The following is a 16,858-nucleotide window of genomic DNA, read 5'->3' as shown; positions in this document are numbered from 1 at the left end:
GAAAAGAGATGAGTATGGCGAAATATACAGTGGCCGTGGCCGGTGCCACGGGCTATGCCGGCGGTGAAGCGCTGCGCATTCTGGCCGCGCACCCCGACTTCGAAATCACCTGCGTGGCAGGCCATTCCTCAGTGGAGGAGTCGATGGCCAAGCACATGCCGCATATTCCCCAACTGGCCAATCTGGTCGTTGAAGATACCACGCCCGAAGTGCTGAACGGGCATGACGTTATCATCCTCGCACTGCCGCACGGTGCTTCGGGCAAGCTCGCCTCGCAGCTCGATCCGAATGCCGTGGTTGTGGATTTGGGCGCCGACCATCGCCTCGAAGAACAGGCCGTTTGGGATGAGTTCTACGGCGGCGATTTCTATGAGCATTGGACCTACGGCATGCCCGAGCTCATCACCGGCAAAGCCGCGGACGGCTCCTACACCCGCCAGCGTGCGGCGCTTTCTGGTACCAAGCGCATCGCAGGTCCCGGCTGCAACGTCACCGCCACCACGCTGGCCCTCCAGCCCGGCATCGCCGAAGGACTGGTTGAATCGCAGGATATCGTGGCCGATCTGGTCGTCGGATACTCGGGTGCCGGCAAGAATCTCAAGCGCACCAACCTGCTTGCCGCCGAGGCCCTGCAATCCGCCCTGCCGTATTCGGTGGGCGGCAAGCACCGCCACATTCCCGAAATCCTGCAGGACTTCGCCCACGCGGCCGGCAAGAGCGCGGCCGAAGCCAGCGAATTCACGCTCGGCTTCACACCGATTCTCGCCCCCATGTCCCGAGGTATCCTCGCCACCGTGTCCGCCCGCATGACGGACAAGGCCAAGGCGCTGAGTGATGAGGAGATTCGCGCCGTATGGTCCAAGGTCTATGAAGGTCAGGACTTCATGGTGCTGCTGCCCGAGGGCACACTGCCCGCCACTGGCAACATCATCGGCTCCAATGCAGCCCACCTGCAGGTCGTCACCGACCGCAAGGCCGGCCGCATCTACGCTTTTGCCGCCATCGACAACCTCAATCGTGGTACCGCCGGACAAGCGGTCCAATCACTGAACATCGCACTCGGCCTGCCGGAAGACGCGGGCCTGACCAAGATCGGAGTAGCACCGTGAGCGTTACATTTGCACAAGGTTTCTCCGCCGCCGGCGTGGCGGCTGGTATTTCATCCGTCGAAGGCAAGAAGGACTTGGCCCTCGTGGTCAACAACGGCCCGCTCGACGCGGCTGCAGGCGTGTTCACCTCGAACCGTTTCTGTGCCGCCCCGGTGCAGTGGAGCCGTAAGGTCGTCGCCGACGGTCACGTCAAGGCCGTGATTCTGAACTCCGGCGGTGCCAACGCCTGCACCGGCGAGGCCGGTTACGCCCAGTCCGTCGCCACCGCGGAAACGGTCGCCGGTCTCATCGGCGCCGAACCGAATGATGTGGCTGTCTGCTCCACCGGTCTCATCGGTGAACTGCTGCCGTTGGACAACGTGCTGGCTGGTGCCAAGAGCGCCCATGAGGCTCTTGCCGCCACCACCGAAGCCGGCACCGACGCCTCCCACGCCATCATGACCACCGACACCAAGCCGAAGACGGTCGAACTGACCGGCTCCAACGGTTGGAAGATCGGCGGCATGGTCAAGGGCTCGGGCATGATTGCCCCGCAGCTGGCCACCATGCTGTGCGTCATCACCACCGATGCGGTTGTCTCCGCCGGTCAGATGCAGGCCGCACTCGCTGTGGCTGCCGAACATTCGTTCAACCGCATCGACGTGGACGGCTGCATGTCCACCAACGACACGGTCCTGCTGCTCGCCTCCGGTGCCTCCGGCGTCGAACCGGACAAGGACGAATTCAACAAGCTGGTGCGTGAGGCCTGTGCATCCCTGTCCCGCCAGATCATCGGCGACGGCGAAGGTGCCTCCCACGACATCCGTATCACCGTCACCGGTGCCACCAGCGAAGACGCGGCACTTGCCTGTGGTCGTGCCGTCGCCGCCTCGAACCTGCTCAAGTGCGCCATCTCCGGCAACGATCCGAACTGGGGTCGCATCGTCAGCTCCCTGGGCACTGTGCCGCCTGAAGTCGCGCCTTACGATTCGAACAAGGTGACCGTGGACGTCAACGGCGTGCGCATCTGCGAGAACGGCGGTGCCGGCCGCGACCGTAGCGAGGTCGACATGACCCCGCGCGAAGTCCACATTGACATCGACCTGAACACCGGCTCGGACGCCGAGGCCACCGTCTGGACCGACGACCTCACCCACGAATACGTCCACATCAACGCCGACTACGAAAGCTGACAAACAGCCCAGTGGGCTGTTTGTAGCAGCCGGCAGCGATAGCGTCTCCGGCGTCGCAGAAAAGAGAAAAATTGTCTACAGAATTGAAGGGACCTGGGTTCCATTTCGACGTGCACACCGATTTGCGCGCCGATCAGAAGGCAGAAGTGCTTATTGAAGCGCTGCCATGGCTGGAGGAGTTCGCCGGCCAGCGTATCGTCGTCAAATACGGCGGCAATGCCATGGTCGATGACCATCTGAAGCAGTGCTTCGCCGAAGACATGGTCTTTCTGCGTCAGGTGGGTTTGCACCCGATCGTCGTGCACGGCGGCGGTCCGCAGATTTCCCACATGCTCAAGGCCCTCGGCATCAAATCCGAATTCAAAGGCGGCCTGAGGGTCACCACCCCCGAGGCCATGGATGTGGTGCGCATGGTTCTGACCGGCAAGGTTTCACGCGAACTGGTAGGCCTGATCAACGCGCACGGCCCGCTGGCCGTAGGCCTGTCCGGTGAAGACGGCGGCCTGTTCTCAGCCATGCAGCGCAGGCCCATCATCGATGGCAAGCCCACCGATATCGGCCTGGTCGGCGACGTGGTTTCCGTCGATGCTTCGGCAGTCGAGGATCTGGTGGCCGCCGGTCGTATCCCGGTCGTCTCTTCCGTGGCTCCGAACGAAGAAGATGCCACTGAAGTGCTCAACGTGAACGCCGATTCCGCTGCCGCCGCTTTGGCTGCCGCTGTGGGCGCACACAAGCTCGTTATCTTGACCGATGTGGATGGTCTGTACGCCGATTGGCCGGACAAGAATTCTCTGATTGGCCGGATCGGTGTGGAAACCCTGCGCGATATGCTACCGGACCTGGAATCCGGTATGCGACCCAAGATGGAGGCCTGTGTCAGGGCCATCGACGGTGGCGTGCCCCAAGCCCATATCATCGATGGGCGCAAGCCGCATTCGATTTTGAACGAGATATTCACCTCCGCAGGCATCGGTACCATGGTTATGCCCGATGAAGGACTGGAAATGAGGAGCTCTTATGGCTACTGAGCATGAGGAAAAACTAGGTACGGAAGACAGCAAGTGGCTGGGAGAGTACTCTCAGGTCCACATGAATGTGTTCGGTACGCCGCTGCGCGTCATGGATCACGGCCAAGGTGCCCACATCTGGGATGTTGACGGTAACGAATATCTCGATTTCCTGGCAGGCATCGCCGTCAATTCCCTCGGATACGCCCACCCCAAGTGGGTCAAGGCGGTTGCCGATCAGGCTGCCAAGGTGGCTCATATCAGCAACTATTTTGCGTCCGAGCCGCAAATTGAATTGGCATCAAAACTGGTCGAGCTGGCTGGTGCACCTGAAGGCTCCAAAGTCTACTTCGGCAACTCCGGTGCTGAAGGCAATGAAGCTGCCCTCAAGCTCGCCAAGCTGTATGGCCGCACCTTGCCTGGTGCCCTGCCTTCCATCGGCGGCAAGCCCGCACGCATTCTCGCAATGACTCACGGCTTCCATGGCCGTACGATGGGTGCGCTGTCCGCCACATGGAAACCCGGTATCCGTAAGCCGTATGATCCGCTGGTGCCGAACATCGAATTCGTGCGCGCCGGCGACAAGGTCGCCCTGCACGACGCTTTTGCGCAGACCGGTCTCGGTCGCTATGGCAAGGGTCCGGTGGCTGCTGTGATTCTGGAACTTATCCAAGGCGAAGCCGGCGTGCAGCCGTTGGGCGCCGATTACGTCAAGTTCGTGCGCGAACTGTGCGATATCAACCACGCGCTGCTTATCATCGATGAAGTACAGACCGGTATCGGACGTACCGGCAAGTGGTTCGCATTCCAGCGTGACGATCTGTCCGGCGGCGTGACGCCGGATATGGTGACTTTCGCCAAGGGTGTGGCAGGCGGATTCCCGATGGGCGGCATGATCGCTTTCGGCGAGAAACTTGCGGCTCTGTTCACTCCCGGTTCCCACGGCTCCACCTTTGCCGGCAATCCGCTGGGTGCGGCTGCGGGACTCGCCACTCTTGACGTGATTGAAGACGAGAATCTGGTGGCCAACGCCGAAGCTCGCGGCGAACAGCTGCGCGATGGCATTATGGCCACCGGTAATCCGCTGTTCGTTTCCGTACGCGGTCGTGGTTTGCTGGATGCCGTCGAGCTCAAGCATCCCTGCTCCCACGCGGTGATGAACTACTGCCTCGAACACGGGCTCATCGTCAACGCGGTGGCTCCAAATGCGCTGCGTTTCGCACCGCCGCTGATTGTAACCGAACAAGACGTGGATCAGGCACTTGCCATCCTCAAGGATGTGCCTACGGACCTGCCCGACGACTGATTTCTCTCCGTCACTGCCGACCCACCGATCCAAGGAGATCATCATGACCCCAGAACTTCGCCACATGTTGCGTGACGACGACCTCAACCATGAGGAGCAGAAGCAGGTGCTCGAACTTGCCATCAAGTTCCACCACGACCGCTTCTACAAGCAGCCATTCGCCGGTCCGCAGGCCGTCGCCGTACTGTTCGACAAGCCCTCCACCCGCACCCGCTCCAGCTTCTCCATCGGCGTTGCCGAGCTTGGCGGCTACCCGCTGGTCATCGACAAGTCCGGCTCCCAGCTGGGCCGTGGCGAGCCCGTGGCCGATACCGCTCGTGTGCTCGACCGCATGGCTTACGGCGTGGTGTGGCGCACCTTCGGCCAGGACCGCGTCGAAGAAATGGCCAAGTACTCCACCCATCCGGTGGTCAACGCCCTGACCGATGACTTCCATCCCTGCCAGATTCTCGCTGACTTCCAGACCATCGCCGAGCACCGAGGCGGCGTCGACAACCTGAAGAACCAGACCATCGTCTACCTCGGTGACGCGGCCAACAACATGGCCAACTCCTACCTGCTCGGCGGTGCCGTGGCCGGCATGGACGTGCGCGTGGCCGGCCCCTACGGCTACCTGCCCCGCCCGGACATCGTGGCCGACGCCAAGCGCATCGCGGCCGAGACCGGCGGCTCCATCCTGGTCACCACCGATGCCAAGGAAGCGGTGAAGGACGCCGACTGCGTGTTCACCGACACCTGGGTCTCCATGGGCGAGGAAGCCGAATACGCCATCCGTTCCAAGCCATTCGGGGATTACCAGGTCAACGCTGAACTTATGGCATTGGCCAAGCCGGATGCGCTCTTCCAGCACTGCCTGCCCGCCTACCGCGGTAAGGAAGTCACCGCTGAAGTGATCGACGGCCCACAGTCCGTGGTGTGGGATGAGGCCGAGAACCGTCTGCACGCACAGAAAGCGTTGCTGACTTGGTTGACCGGCAAGGCCCGTGGAGACGAAAGCCTGCTCGCATGAGTGAAACCGGTCCGTCCCTGCAGCGCCCTGCCACCAGGGCGGCGCGGCTGAGTGCCATAGAACAGGCACTCGCCACGCATATCATCACCTCGCAATCACAGCTGTCCAAAATCCTTATCGACGAGGGTATTGCGGTGACTCAGGCGACCCTGAGCCGCGATCTTGATGAGATGCATGCGGTGAAGACCAGGCTGAAGGACGGCACGGTGGCCTACACGGTGGGTCGCAGCGTCGTTGCTTCAGAAGGTGAGGATGTAGGGGAGCGCGGTGAGGCACAGATGTCTCGCGTGCTGAACGGACTGGTCACCTCGGTGGCCGCCGCCAGAAATCTGGTTGTGGTGCACACGCCTTCCGGTGCCGCGCAATACGTGGCCTCGGTGATTGACAAGCAGTCGATTGAAGGCGTGCTAGGCACCATCGCCGGAGACGACACCGTCATGGTGATCTGCACCAATGACGACACCGCCGTCTTCCGCTCCGACTGGTTACTAAGCCTCGCCTCCAAATAACCAACACACCGTGCATAAATATACAGTCTTCTGTATATACTTGCATCAGTTCGTTTTTCAGACCTTGAACGAAAGGGAACCAATGGCAGATAACAAGCGCATTGTTCTGGCCTACTCCGGCGGTCTTGACACCTCCGTCGCCATCTCGTACCTGAAGGAGCGCACCGGCAAGGACGTCGTGGCCGTGTCCCTCGACGTCGGCCAGGGCGGCGAAAGCCTTGAGACCATCAAGCAGCGCGCCCTCGCCTGCGGAGCCGTCGAATCCTACGTGGTCGACGCCCGTGACGAGTTCGCCAACGAATATTGCATGAAGGCCCTCAAGGCCAACGCCATGTACGAAGGCGTCTACCCGCTGGTCTCCGCCATCTCCCGTCCGCTGATCTCCAAGCACCTCGTGCGCGCCGCCCACCAGTTCGGTGCCGACACCATCTCCCACGGTTGCACCGGCAAGGGTAACGACCAGGTTCGTTTCGAGGTCTCCATTGCCTCCATCGACCCGACGCTGAAGGCCATCAGCCCGATTCGCGACCTGTCCCTGACCCGCGACGTCGAGATCGCGTTCGCCAAGGAGCACAAGCTGCCGATCACCCAGACCGAGAAGTCCCCGTACTCCATCGACCAGAACGTGTGGGGCCGCGCCATTGAGACCGGCTTCCTTGAGGATCCGTGGAACGGCCCGACCAAGGACTGCTACTCCTACACCGACGACCCGGCCTTCCCGCCGGTCGAAGATGAAGTCGTCATCGAGTTCAAGGAAGGCGTGCCGGTCAAGATCGACGGACGTGACGTCACTCCGCTGCAGGCCATCGAAGAGATGAACCGCCGCGCCGGAGCCCAGGGCGTCGGCCGCATCGACCTCATCGAGGACCGCCTGGTCGGCATCAAGTCCCGCGAGCTGTACGAGGCCCCGGGTGCCATGGCCCTGATTACCGCTCATCAGGAGCTTGAGAACTGCTGCCTCGAACGCGAACAGCACCGCATCAAGCGCGACATCGACAAGCGCTGGGGCGAGTTGGTCTACGATGCGCAGTGGTTCTCCCCGGCGACTCAGTCGCTCAACGCGTTCATCGAGGACACCCAGAAGTACGTGTCCGGTGAGATTCGCATGGTCCTGCACGGCGGTCGCGCCGTCGTGACCGGCCGTCGTTCCGACTCCTCGCTGTACGACTACAAGCTCGCCACCTATGATTCCGGCGATACCTTCGACCAGAAGTCCTCCAACGGCTTCATCGACATCTACGGCCTGCCGTCCCGCGTGGCCGCAGCGCGCGACGTCAAGTTCGGCAACGGCATCGAGGTCCCGGAGAACACCGTCGAGTAATCATTTACTTTGGCTCCCCTCGTTGAGGGGCCGCGCCGTAAAGCAAACAGCCCAGTGGGCTGTTTGCAGGTGAGGTGCGAACGACAGTGAGCCAACAATCAGCAGCCGTCAGGCTGTCCGTAATTACAGGACGCTGTCGTCGTAGATGACTGAGGGGAGTGCGAGCAAAGATTATGCTCGTGCTCCCCTCGTTTTTTTGCCGATGACGGAAGAAGCTCAGTGCTCTCCGTAATGAGTTCGACAGACGGCTATTTCCAGGTTTTGAACGTCGTTACCCGTAATGCGGTATACGATGCGGTTCTTTTCATCAATACGACGTGACCAGTATCCCTGACATTGCCGCCATGGAATACGAACAACTTGAATCCACCGGTATGTAGCCCAACGCTGATAGTCTGACAAGCAGTCTGATTTGTTTGCAATCCATGGTTTCAAGGAGCCTTCATGACTGAGAACAACGAACATCTGGCCCTGTGGGGTGGTCGCTTTACGTCTGGTCCGTCGCCGGAATTGGCCCGACTGTCCAGGTCCACGCAGTTCGACTGGCGCTTGGTCGACGACGACATCGCCGGTTCCCGCGCCCACGCCCGTGCTCTCGGCCGTGCGGGACTTCTGACCGCCGACGAGCTGCAGCGCATGGAGGATGCGCTCGACACGCTCCAGCGCCACGTTGACGATGGCTCCTTCGCCCCCATCGAAGACGATGAGGACGAGGCCACCGCCCTCGAACGCGGTCTGATTGACATTGCCGGCGATGAACTCGGCGGCAAGCTCAGGGCCGGCCGTTCCCGCAACGACCAGATCGCCTGCCTGATTCGCATGTGGTTGCGCCGCCACTCCCGTGTGATCGCCGGACTCCTGCTTGACCTCGTCAACGCCCTGATCGAGCAGAGCGAAAAGGCCGGCCGCACCGTGATGCCGGGCCGCACCCACATGCAGCACGCCCAGCCCGTGCTGCTCGCGCACCAGCTCATGGCCCACGCTTGGCCGCTGATTCGCGACGTGCAGCGACTGATCGACTGGGACAAGCGCATCAACGCCTCTCCGTACGGCTCCGGCGCGCTGGCCGGCAACACGCTCGGCCTCGACCCGGAGGCCGTGGCGCGTGAGCTCGGCTTCTCCCGCGTGACCGACAACTCCATCGATGGCACCGCCGCACGTGATCTCGTGGCCGAATTCGCGTTCGTGGCCGCCATGACCGGCGTGGACATCTCCCGCCTGTCCGAGGAGATCATCATCTGGAACACCCAGGAGTTCGCCTTCGTCAAGCTCGACGACGGCTATTCCACCGGCTCCTCCATCATGCCGCAGAAGAAGAACCCGGATATCGCCGAGCTCGCCCGCGGCAAGTCCGGCCGACTCATCGGCGATCTGACCGGTCTGCTGGCCACCCTGAAGGGCCTGCCCACCGCCTACGCTCGCGATCTGCAGGAAGACAAGGAGGCCGTGTTCGACCAGGTCGATACGCTCGAAGTGCTGCTGCCCGCCTTCACCGGCATGGTCAGGACCATGCACTTCGACGGCGACCGCCTGGAAGAGGAAGCTCCGACCGGCTTCGCGCTGGCCACCGACATCGCCGAATGGCTCGTCAAGAACGGTGTGCCGTTCCGCCACGCGCACGAGCTCTCTGGTGCCTGCGTCAAGCTCGCCGAAGGCCGCGGCCAGGAACTGTGGGATCTGACCGACAATGACTTCATCGAGACCTTCGCCGCGTTCCTGCCGGCCGACAAGGCTCCGGGAGTACGCGAAGTGCTCTCCAGCCACGGTTCGGTCGACTCCCGCAACGGCAAGGGCGGCACCGCTTACGGTCGCGTGCGCGAGCAGATCGCCGACGCCAAGGCCGAGGCCGAAGAACTCAAGCTCTTCCCCGCATCCACGTCGGATGGCTCCGCCTACAAAGCCCCCGGCACGTTCTAGTCCCAATGAAGCTCCCTCGTCAGAGGGAGCTTCATTTTGCTGTTGTCACTGCAACGGCATACACTGAGAAATCGTAACGAACGGGAGCCGTGAGGCTGAGAGGAAGTCGCCAGACTTCGACCGGGGAACTTGACGCGGGTCATGCCGCCGTAAGGAATCGTTGTCGCAGATTTGCCGGGTTCTCCGATACAGCTTTCATTCCGTTTGCATAATTCAGCCGTGAGACGGTCGTGATGGAGCCAATACATCACAGCGGTCGAACGGTCGCATGATTGGGTTCATGAATGGGCGCACCACTTAAGGTACGGTTCGTTTCGTGCGCCCTTTTTTACTATCTGAAAGGATATTATGCAGGTCAACGGAGAGCAGGTCACGCTCGAGACGCCGGTCAGCGTCGCCGATTATCTCGAAGCGCACGGATTCCGCGCCGAGCGTGTGGCCATCGAACTCAATGGTGAGATTATCCCGCGCGATAAGCGTGCCGACGCCATGCTCGACGACCAGTGCGTCATGGAAATTGTGCAGTTTGTACAGGGTGGATGAAAGGAAAAGCTATGAGCAATATTAATCCGGTTACTGAAGCATCTGTTGAGGCGACTCCGCTGCCGCCGCAGCCCGCCGTCACCAATCCGGTCGGCACCGCCGCGCCGATTCTCCCGGTGGAAGACAAGCCGCTGAACCTGGGCGGTCACGAGTTCCAGTCGCGATTCATTTTGGGCTCCGGCCGCTACGACCTGAACCTCATCAAGGCCACGGTCGAACATGCAGGCACGCAAATCGTCACCATGGCACTGCGCCGCGCGCAGACCACCGAGAACAGCGTGCTCGACTACATTCCCGAAGGCATTACGCTGCTGCCCAACACCTCCGGTGCGCGCAACGCCGAGGAAGCCGTGCGTATCGCCCGACTGGCACGCGAAGTGTGCCACACCGACTTCGTCAAGGTCGAAATCGAACACGAGACCAAGTACCTCTTGCCGGACAACGCCGAAACCATCCGAGCCACCGAAATGTTGGCCAAGGAAGGCTTCGTGGTCATGCCCTACATGTTCCCGGACCCGATTGCGGCCCGTCAGCTGGAGGAGGCCGGTGCCGCTGCCGTTATGCCGCTCGGTTCGTTGATCGGCTCCAATATGGGCCTGCGCATGCGTGACTTCATCGAAATCATCATCGCCAATGCGCATGTGCCGGTCATCATCGACGCTGGTATCGGACGCCCGAGCCAGGCCTGCGATGCGATGGAGATGGGTGCGGATGCGGTGATGGCGTACACGGCCGTTGCCTCTGCTGGCAATATCCCGCTGATGGCTGAGGCGTTCAAGCACGCCATCGATGCTGGTCGTGCGGCGTATTTGTCTGGCCTTGGCAAGGTGACCGAGGGGCAGGCTGTGCCGTCCAGCCCGACTACGGGGTATTTGCACTGAGGACATTTCAAGAACGGGACTACCCCCTCAGTCGCCTCCGGCGACAGCTCCCCTGGCAAGGGGAGCTGGGTTGTGATACATGAGGAACATGGAATATGGCATTAACGGATGAACAACTTGAACGGTATGCTCGGCACTTGATTTTGAAGGGCGTGGGGGTCAAAGGGCAAAAGCGGTTGCTGGTCTCCAGCGTGCTCATCATCGGAGCGGGAGGGCTTGGTTCTCCGGCCGCCCTGTATCTGGCGGCGGCTGGCGTCGGCCATATCGGACTGGTGGACGGCGATGTGGTGGATATGAGCAATCTGCAACGCCAAATCATCCATACCACTGCACGTGTCGGAGCGCCCAAAGTGGAATCCGCGGCCACAGCCATCCGCGCGCTCAACCCGGATGTGACGGTTGATACCTACTACGAGCTCGTCGACGCGAGCAACATCGCCGGCCTCATCGAACCGTACGATCTGGTGATCGATGCCACCGACAACTTCGCCGCAAAATTCCTCATCAATGACGCCTGCGTGCTGGCCGGCAAGCCGTATATCCATGCCGGTGTGGTCGGATTCGCCGGTCAGGTGATGACCGTCATTCCCGGCGGAGGCCCCTGCTACCGCTGCATCTTCCGCGACATGCCCGCCGCCGGTGAGATTCCGACCTGCAAGGAAGCCGGCGTACTGGGCGCGGTGGTCGGCGTGATCGGCAGTCTGGAGGCGACTGAGGCCGTCAAGCTGATTGCCGGCGTGGGGGAGCCGCTCGTGGCTCGCATGCTCACTGTGGATGCCCTGACCATGAATATTCGACGGGTCCCACTGCCAAAGCATGTGCCGGATTGCCCGGTGTGCGGTGAGCAGCCGACCATTACTGCTATTGATCCGGCCAACTATATTCAGCCGGCCTGCGCGATTTAGAGCTATGTGGCGTCCCTCCTTGAGGGGAGCCAAGATCAGAACGAGAGGGGAAGAACATGCCTATTGCTTTGCATAATGCGGTCGATGACGATGAGAGCAGTGAAGCATCGTACCGCCGCATCACGCCGGCGGAATTTGCCAAGCTCGACCCGAATACGGTCACGCTGCTCGACTTGAGGGAACCAGCCGACTTCGCCGCCCACCCGGTCGAAGACGCCACCAATGCACCACTCGACCCTCTGGCCCATGTGCTCAAAACCGTGCCCACAAATCGAACTGTCGTAGTCTATTGTGCTCAAGGATGGTGGAGCGAGGAAGTAGCTGAAATCCTTGCCGATCGCGGTTACGATGTAGCAAGCCTCGATGGCGGTTTTCAGGGTTATCTCGACTATCTTGAAACCCACCACGATTAACGGTTCCCGTTGTCGTTCTTTTGGATGAGTGTGCACGGACATACGTGTGCCCTACAATCGGTCACGGTATTACTCGATGGATTCTTGAATATCGTCGGGTAATCGTAGTTCACAACAAGGGATTGCATTGAACCAACCCGAACGGAGGGTCGAAACCGTGGGACATCTGCTCACCCGAACGCAGATTCAACGCCTGGTCGCCAAGCACGGCCGTGAGGTCATCGAGCATCGCCACATGCAGATCGAACGCTGCTGCTACCAGCACGGCAATGTCACCACGTTCGAACATTCCGTGCGTGTCGCCTGCCTGGCTGTGTGGATGGCCGACCGCGCACACCTGTGGTACCGCGTCGACCTCAAATCCCTGATTCGCGCGGCTCTCCTGCACGATTACTTCCTGTACGACTGGCACGATTGGGATAACGGCGAACACCAGTGGCATGGCTTCACCCATGGCCGCGCCGCCCTGGTCAATGCCCTGAAGGACTTCAAGCTCAACGATATCGAACGCAACAGCATCGAGAACCACATGTTCCCGATGACCCCGGTGCCGCCGCGCTATATCGAAGGCTATCTGGTCACCTTGGCGGACAAATGCTCCGCCACCGCCGAGACCTTCTCGTTCGACCGGTTCAACAAGCGCGCGTTGCCCGCTGCGAAGCCTTACGCCGAGATCGAAGCCCGTCGATGATCATCACACTCGAACATTATTTCCTCTGGTTTCTGTTCTACAGTTTCGTCGGCTGGATGTACGAGTCCATTCTCGTCTCCTGCCAACAGCACCGCTTGGTCAACCGAGGGTTCCTCGACGGCCCGTTGTGCCCGATCTACGGCACCGGCGCGATACTCGGCGTCGCCATTCTCGGCAACGTACATAACCCGATTATCATCTTCCTGATTTCGATGGTGGGCGCCACGATACTCGAATACACAACCTCGTGGGTCATGGAGCAGCTGTTCCACGCCCGCTGGTGGGATTACTCGAACTTCCGCTTCAACCTCCAAGGGCGCGTCTGCCTGCTGGGCGCGTTGATTTTCGGCCTCGGCGGCGTGGGCGTGGTACTTGGTTCGCAGCCATATGTCGAGCGGGTCACGGATATGATTCCGCTGCCGATGCTGCATACGCTGGTCACGGTACTGGCCCTGATCACCATCATCGACTTGGCGGTCACGGTTGCGGGCATGCTCGAATTCGAGCAGGTGCTCGATTCCGTCTCTCAGGTGGTGCAGGATGTGGCGGCACGCGCCGGTGGCACGTGGCAGTGGGGCTCCAATGCGGTATCCGACAGGATGCGTGAGCTTTCGCAGGATACGGTTGAGCGTCTGCGCTGGGCCGTCAATGGCGTCATCAACGCACAGCAGAAGCGTATGCTCAAGTCCTTCCCGAAGTTCCAGGTGCCGGATCGTCAGGGCATCATCGACTCTTTGCGCGAACTTATGGGCCCGCGCCGCTAGAATAAGGCGTTTTACTGAATCGCGCGGCTCGGCTGGTGTTCGGCACTGTCGCCATGTTCTGCGAAACTTGACTGTGCCCAACTGGGCAGTCTCATTCACAATTCGATAGGGAGAAGCGACAAGCTATGGCTCACGTCACCGACTTCAAGGAAGCGGGTTTCAACACCCTGCTTGAGGAACTGGAATGGCGCGGGTTGATTTCCCAGTCCACGGACCGGGATCGACTCGCAGAAGCACTGAACGGCGAGCCCATCACCTATTATTGTGGCTTCGATCCCACCGCTGCATCCTTGCATATCGGCAACCTCGTGCAGCTCATCAACATGCGTCACCTGCAGCTTGCGGGCCATCATCCGATCGCTTTGGTCGGTGGCGCCACCGGACTCATCGGCGACCCGCGCCAGTCCGGCGAACGTACGCTTAACCCGAAGGACGTGGTGGCCGGCTGGGCCGATCGCCTGAAGAATCAGATCGGTGGCATTCTGGACACCGAAGGCGCGAACGCCGTACGTTTCGTGTCCAATTACGATTGGACCGCCTCGATGACCGTCATCGACTTCCTGCGTGACGTCGGCAAGAACTTCCGTTTGGGCACCATGCTCGCCAAGGACACGGTCGCCCGCCGCCTGAACTCTGAGGAAGGCATCTCCTTCACCGAGTTCAGCTACCAGGTGCTGCAGGGCAACGACTTCCTCCACCTGTTTGACGAATACCACTGCACGCTGGAACTCGGCGGCTCCGACCAGTGGGGCAACCTCACCTCCGGCCTGGACCTGATCCACAAGGTGCGCGGTGTGGACGTCAGCGTGTTCACCAGCCCGATTATCACCGATGCTTCCGGCAAGAAGTTCGGCAAGTCCGAGGGCAACGCCGTCTGGCTCGACGCCACGATGCTCAGCCCGTACAAGTTCTACCAGTTCTGGATCAACCGCCCGGACGTGGAGATGGAAAGCCTGCTGAAGGCGTTCACCTTCCTGCCCAAGGCCGAAATCGAACGACTGGTCGAGGAATCCAAGACCAACCCCGGCAAGCGCGAGGCCCAGAAGACCCTCGCCTGGGAGGTCACCAGCTTCGTGCATGGCGAGGCCGCTACCCAGGCCGCCATCGATGCTTCCGGTGCGCTGTTCGGCCGCGGTGGCAACCTCGAAGACATCGACGAGGAAACGCTGGAATCCGTGCTCGACGGCTTCAAGGTGGTCGACGAGAACGGCGAGCACGTCTTCCCCGTCTCCAAGCCCGGCGATCGCGTAATCGACGCCGCCCAGGCTGCCGGACTGTTCAAGTCCGCTTCCGAGGCACGCCGCGCCATCAAGTCCGGTGGCGTGTATCTCAACAACAACCGTATCGAGGATGAGGAGCAGGTGCTGGCCGAAGCCGACTTCCTGGCAGGCCGCTTCGCGCTCATCCGTCGTGGCAAGAAGGCGCTCGGCGCCGTGGAAAACCGTTAACCAACAACGAATTAAGGAAAACAAGTAATGGCAGAAGGTAACGAGCGTTCCGGCAAGTCCTACGGCGGCGGCCATAAGGGGTATGGCGATCGCCGACCGGGCAACCGCGGCGGCAAGGGTTTCAAGCCGCGTGGCAAGGGCGGTTTCAAGCCGCGTCATGGCGGTGAGGGCTTCAAGCCGCGTCGCCGTGAGGATGGCGAGGGCTACGCGCCGCGCCGTGACGGTGATGGCGAGGGCCACGGCGGCTACCGCAAGTCGTACGGCAAGTCCGGCGGCTTCCACAAGGGCGGCCGCTCCGGCTTCGGCGGCAAGGGTGGTTACCGCGGCAATGGTCCGCGCCGTGACGGCGAAGGCTTCAAGCCGCGCCGCGAAGGCGGCTACCGTTCCCACGAAGGCGAGAACGGCGAGAATCCGCGCTACCAGCACCGTGATAACGATCGTCGTGATTTCCGCCGCGATGACCGCCGTGACTTCCACCGCGATGGTGAGCGCCGCAACTTCCGTCGCGATGGTGAGCGTCGCAACTTCCGCCGCGACGACGACCGCCGAGATTTCCGTAGGGACGACCGTCGCGATGGGGACCGTCGTGATTTCCGTCGTGACAATGACCGTCGCGACTTCCGTCGCGATGACCGCAGGGATAACGATCGCCGTGATTTCCACCGCGATGGTGAGCGTCGCAACTTCCGTCGCGACGACGACCGCCGTGATGGCGACCGCCGCAACTTCCGCAGGGACGACCGCCGCGATGATCGTCGTGACTTCCGCCGTGACGATCGCCGCGACAACAACCGTCGTGACGGCGAATTCCGCGAGTTTTCGCAGGAAGAGAAGCGCCAGTACCGTGAGGAGAAGCGCTCTGAATACATGAGGCGTCCGCGCCGTAACTCCGACGGCACGATAAGCTTCCCCTCGCAGAACCCGTACACCGACCGTCGTCCCGACGAGCCCAAGATGCCCAAGGGCATGGAATGGTCGATGCTATCCAAGGATGAGCGCGAACGTCTGCGCGGCCTGTCCAAGGAGCACGCGGAGAACATTGGTCTGCACATCCTCGCCGCTTTCGCGCTGGAGGAGAGCGATCCCGAACTTGCCTTGGAGCACGCCAAGTGGGTGGCCCGTCAGGCCTCCCGCATCGACTTTGCCCGCGAGACGCTCGCGTTCGTGGCTTACCGTCAGGGCGACTACAAGCTGGCCCTGCGTGAGTTCCGCACCGCCTACCGTATGAACGGCTTCCTCGACTACCTGCCGTTCATCGCTGACTGCGAGCGTGGCGTCGGAGAGCCGAAGAAGGCCGTGGAACTGGCGCTGTCCGATGAGGGCAAGCAGCTGCATGGCGCTCCCAAGGTCGAGATGTTCCTGGTGTACGCCGGTGCCCTTGGCGATTTGGAGATGTGGGACAAGGCCATTGAAGTGGTCCACACCGTCAGCCGTTCCCAGGGTCTGCCGGGTGAGTACCGCATGCGTGCCGTGCAGGCCGAGCAGTACTTCCTTGAAGAGGCCGGCCGCAGCAAGGAAGCCGAGCAGCTCAACGACCTGCTGGATCGTCTTGAGGACCAGTATGCCGACGAGGAGATTGACGAAAACAGCGACGACGTGGTGATCGACCACGATCTCGAAGACATCACCGACGACTCCGACGTGCTCGAAAAGCTCGGCATCGATCCGGACGAGACGCAGTACGCCCTGGATCTGGAGCAGGAATACGGCGATGAGGATGACGAGGCTGAAGACGGCGATGCCGAGTCTGATGAGGCCGACGAGACCGAGACCGATTCCGCCAATGACGCCGAGGCTGACGATTCCGGCGAATCCGCCGACTCCGACTCCACCGAACCCGAACCCGAAACCGAGGAGTGAGCG

General features: G+C 61.3%; 17 protein-coding genes and 1 riboswitch. Of the genes, 16 read left to right on the top strand and 1 reads right to left on the bottom strand.

Annotated elements, in window-relative coordinates; all coding sequences use genetic code 11:
• The first annotated feature begins 14 nt into the window (after positions 1-14).
• From argC to ACEUKI_RS02020, 7 genes are all read left to right on the top strand, one after another.
• Complete coding sequence (argC, locus tag ACEUKI_RS02050) at positions 15-1,109, top strand: N-acetyl-gamma-glutamyl-phosphate reductase (RefSeq protein WP_080785157.1); 1,095 nt, start codon at positions 15-17, stop codon at positions 1,107-1,109.
• Entirely contained in the window at positions 1,106-2,281 is a 1,176-nt protein-coding gene (argJ, locus tag ACEUKI_RS02045) for a bifunctional glutamate N-acetyltransferase/amino-acid acetyltransferase ArgJ (RefSeq protein ID WP_080785156.1), read from the top strand. The genes argC and argJ overlap by 4 nt, the downstream gene beginning before the upstream one ends.
• Positions 2,282-2,352: 71 nt before the next feature.
• Entirely contained in the window at positions 2,353-3,309 is a 957-nt protein-coding gene (gene argB / locus ACEUKI_RS02040) for an acetylglutamate kinase (protein ID WP_080785155.1), read from the top strand.
• The gene (locus tag ACEUKI_RS02035) at positions 3,299-4,594 is read left to right on the top strand and encodes an acetylornithine transaminase (RefSeq protein WP_080785154.1); all 1,296 of its coding nucleotides are present in this window, start codon (positions 3,299-3,301) and stop codon (positions 4,592-4,594) included. The genes argB and ACEUKI_RS02035 overlap by 11 nt, the downstream gene beginning before the upstream one ends.
• Before the next feature lie 43 nt (positions 4,595-4,637).
• On the top strand, positions 4,638-5,603 hold the full coding sequence (argF, locus tag ACEUKI_RS02030; RefSeq protein WP_115770171.1) for an ornithine carbamoyltransferase: 966 nt from the start codon (positions 4,638-4,640) through the stop codon (positions 5,601-5,603).
• Complete coding sequence (locus tag ACEUKI_RS02025) at positions 5,600-6,112, top strand: arginine repressor (protein WP_008782771.1); 513 nt, start codon at positions 5,600-5,602, stop codon at positions 6,110-6,112. Before argF ends, ACEUKI_RS02025 begins: the two co-directional genes overlap by 4 nt.
• 82 nt (positions 6,113-6,194) lie before the next feature.
• Positions 6,195-7,433 carry an argininosuccinate synthase gene (locus ACEUKI_RS02020; RefSeq protein WP_374156439.1) on the top strand — a complete coding sequence of 413 codons (1,239 nt, stop codon included), beginning with the start codon at positions 6,195-6,197 and terminating at the stop codon, positions 7,431-7,433.
• A gap of 216 nt (positions 7,434-7,649) precedes the next feature.
• On the opposite strand, the gene ACEUKI_RS02015 is transcribed toward ACEUKI_RS02020, so the two are convergent.
• A complete protein-coding gene (locus ACEUKI_RS02015; RefSeq protein WP_007056876.1) occupies positions 7,650-7,868 on the bottom strand; it encodes a type II toxin-antitoxin system YoeB family toxin in 219 nt (72 codons plus the stop codon).
• A gap of 9 nt (positions 7,869-7,877) precedes the next feature.
• On the opposite strand from ACEUKI_RS02015, the gene argH reads away from it, so the two are divergent.
• The 9 genes from argH to ACEUKI_RS01970 all read left to right on the top strand — a co-directional run bounded on the left by argH (position 7,878) and on the right by ACEUKI_RS01970 (position 16,855).
• The gene (gene argH, locus ACEUKI_RS02010; RefSeq protein WP_115770168.1) at positions 7,878-9,350 is read left to right on the top strand and encodes an argininosuccinate lyase; all 1,473 of its coding nucleotides are present in this window, start codon (positions 7,878-7,880) and stop codon (positions 9,348-9,350) included.
• 70 nt (positions 9,351-9,420) lie between these two features.
• A riboswitch (TPP riboswitch) is annotated at positions 9,421-9,524 on the top strand.
• A gap of 174 nt (positions 9,525-9,698) precedes the next feature.
• Positions 9,699-9,893, top strand: coding sequence for a sulfur carrier protein ThiS (gene thiS / locus ACEUKI_RS02005; protein WP_007051161.1), 195 nt, complete (start codon positions 9,699-9,701; stop codon positions 9,891-9,893).
• A gap of 11 nt (positions 9,894-9,904) precedes the next feature.
• Complete coding sequence (locus tag ACEUKI_RS02000; RefSeq protein WP_003828815.1) at positions 9,905-10,774, top strand: thiazole synthase; 870 nt, start codon at positions 9,905-9,907, stop codon at positions 10,772-10,774.
• A 95-nt stretch (positions 10,775-10,869) separates the two neighbouring features.
• Positions 10,870-11,679: a thiazole biosynthesis adenylyltransferase ThiF gene (gene thiF, locus ACEUKI_RS01995; RefSeq protein ID WP_080785150.1), complete on the top strand. Its 810-nt coding sequence runs from the start codon at positions 10,870-10,872 to the stop codon at positions 11,677-11,679.
• Positions 11,680-11,735: 56 nt separating this feature from the next.
• The gene (locus ACEUKI_RS01990; RefSeq protein WP_374156438.1) at positions 11,736-12,092 is read left to right on the top strand and encodes a rhodanese-like domain-containing protein; all 357 of its coding nucleotides are present in this window, start codon (positions 11,736-11,738) and stop codon (positions 12,090-12,092) included.
• 157 nt (positions 12,093-12,249) lie between these two features.
• Complete coding sequence (locus ACEUKI_RS01985) at positions 12,250-12,783, top strand: HD domain-containing protein (RefSeq protein ID WP_080785148.1); 534 nt, start codon at positions 12,250-12,252, stop codon at positions 12,781-12,783.
• Entirely contained in the window at positions 12,780-13,547 is a 768-nt protein-coding gene (locus tag ACEUKI_RS01980) for a putative ABC transporter permease (protein ID WP_080785147.1), read from the top strand. Before ACEUKI_RS01985 ends, ACEUKI_RS01980 begins: the two co-directional genes overlap by 4 nt.
• A 125-nt stretch (positions 13,548-13,672) precedes the next feature.
• Positions 13,673-14,995, top strand: a complete 1,323-nt coding sequence (tyrS, locus tag ACEUKI_RS01975; RefSeq protein WP_374156437.1) for a tyrosine--tRNA ligase — start codon at positions 13,673-13,675, stop codon at positions 14,993-14,995.
• A 27-nt stretch (positions 14,996-15,022) separates the two neighbouring features.
• Positions 15,023-16,855 (top strand): tetratricopeptide repeat protein, encoded by a 1,833-nt coding sequence (locus ACEUKI_RS01970; RefSeq protein WP_374156436.1) that lies wholly within the window; start codon positions 15,023-15,025, stop codon positions 16,853-16,855.
• Positions 16,856-16,858: the final 3 nt, after the last annotated feature.

It is taken from the genome of Bifidobacterium sp. 2450 (genome assembly GCF_041900695.1).
Lineage (GTDB): Bacteria > Actinomycetota > Actinomycetes > Actinomycetales > Bifidobacteriaceae > Bifidobacterium > Bifidobacterium longum.
The sequence above is the reverse complement of the archived record's forward strand: the minus strand, read 5'-3'. Positions and strand labels throughout refer to the sequence as shown.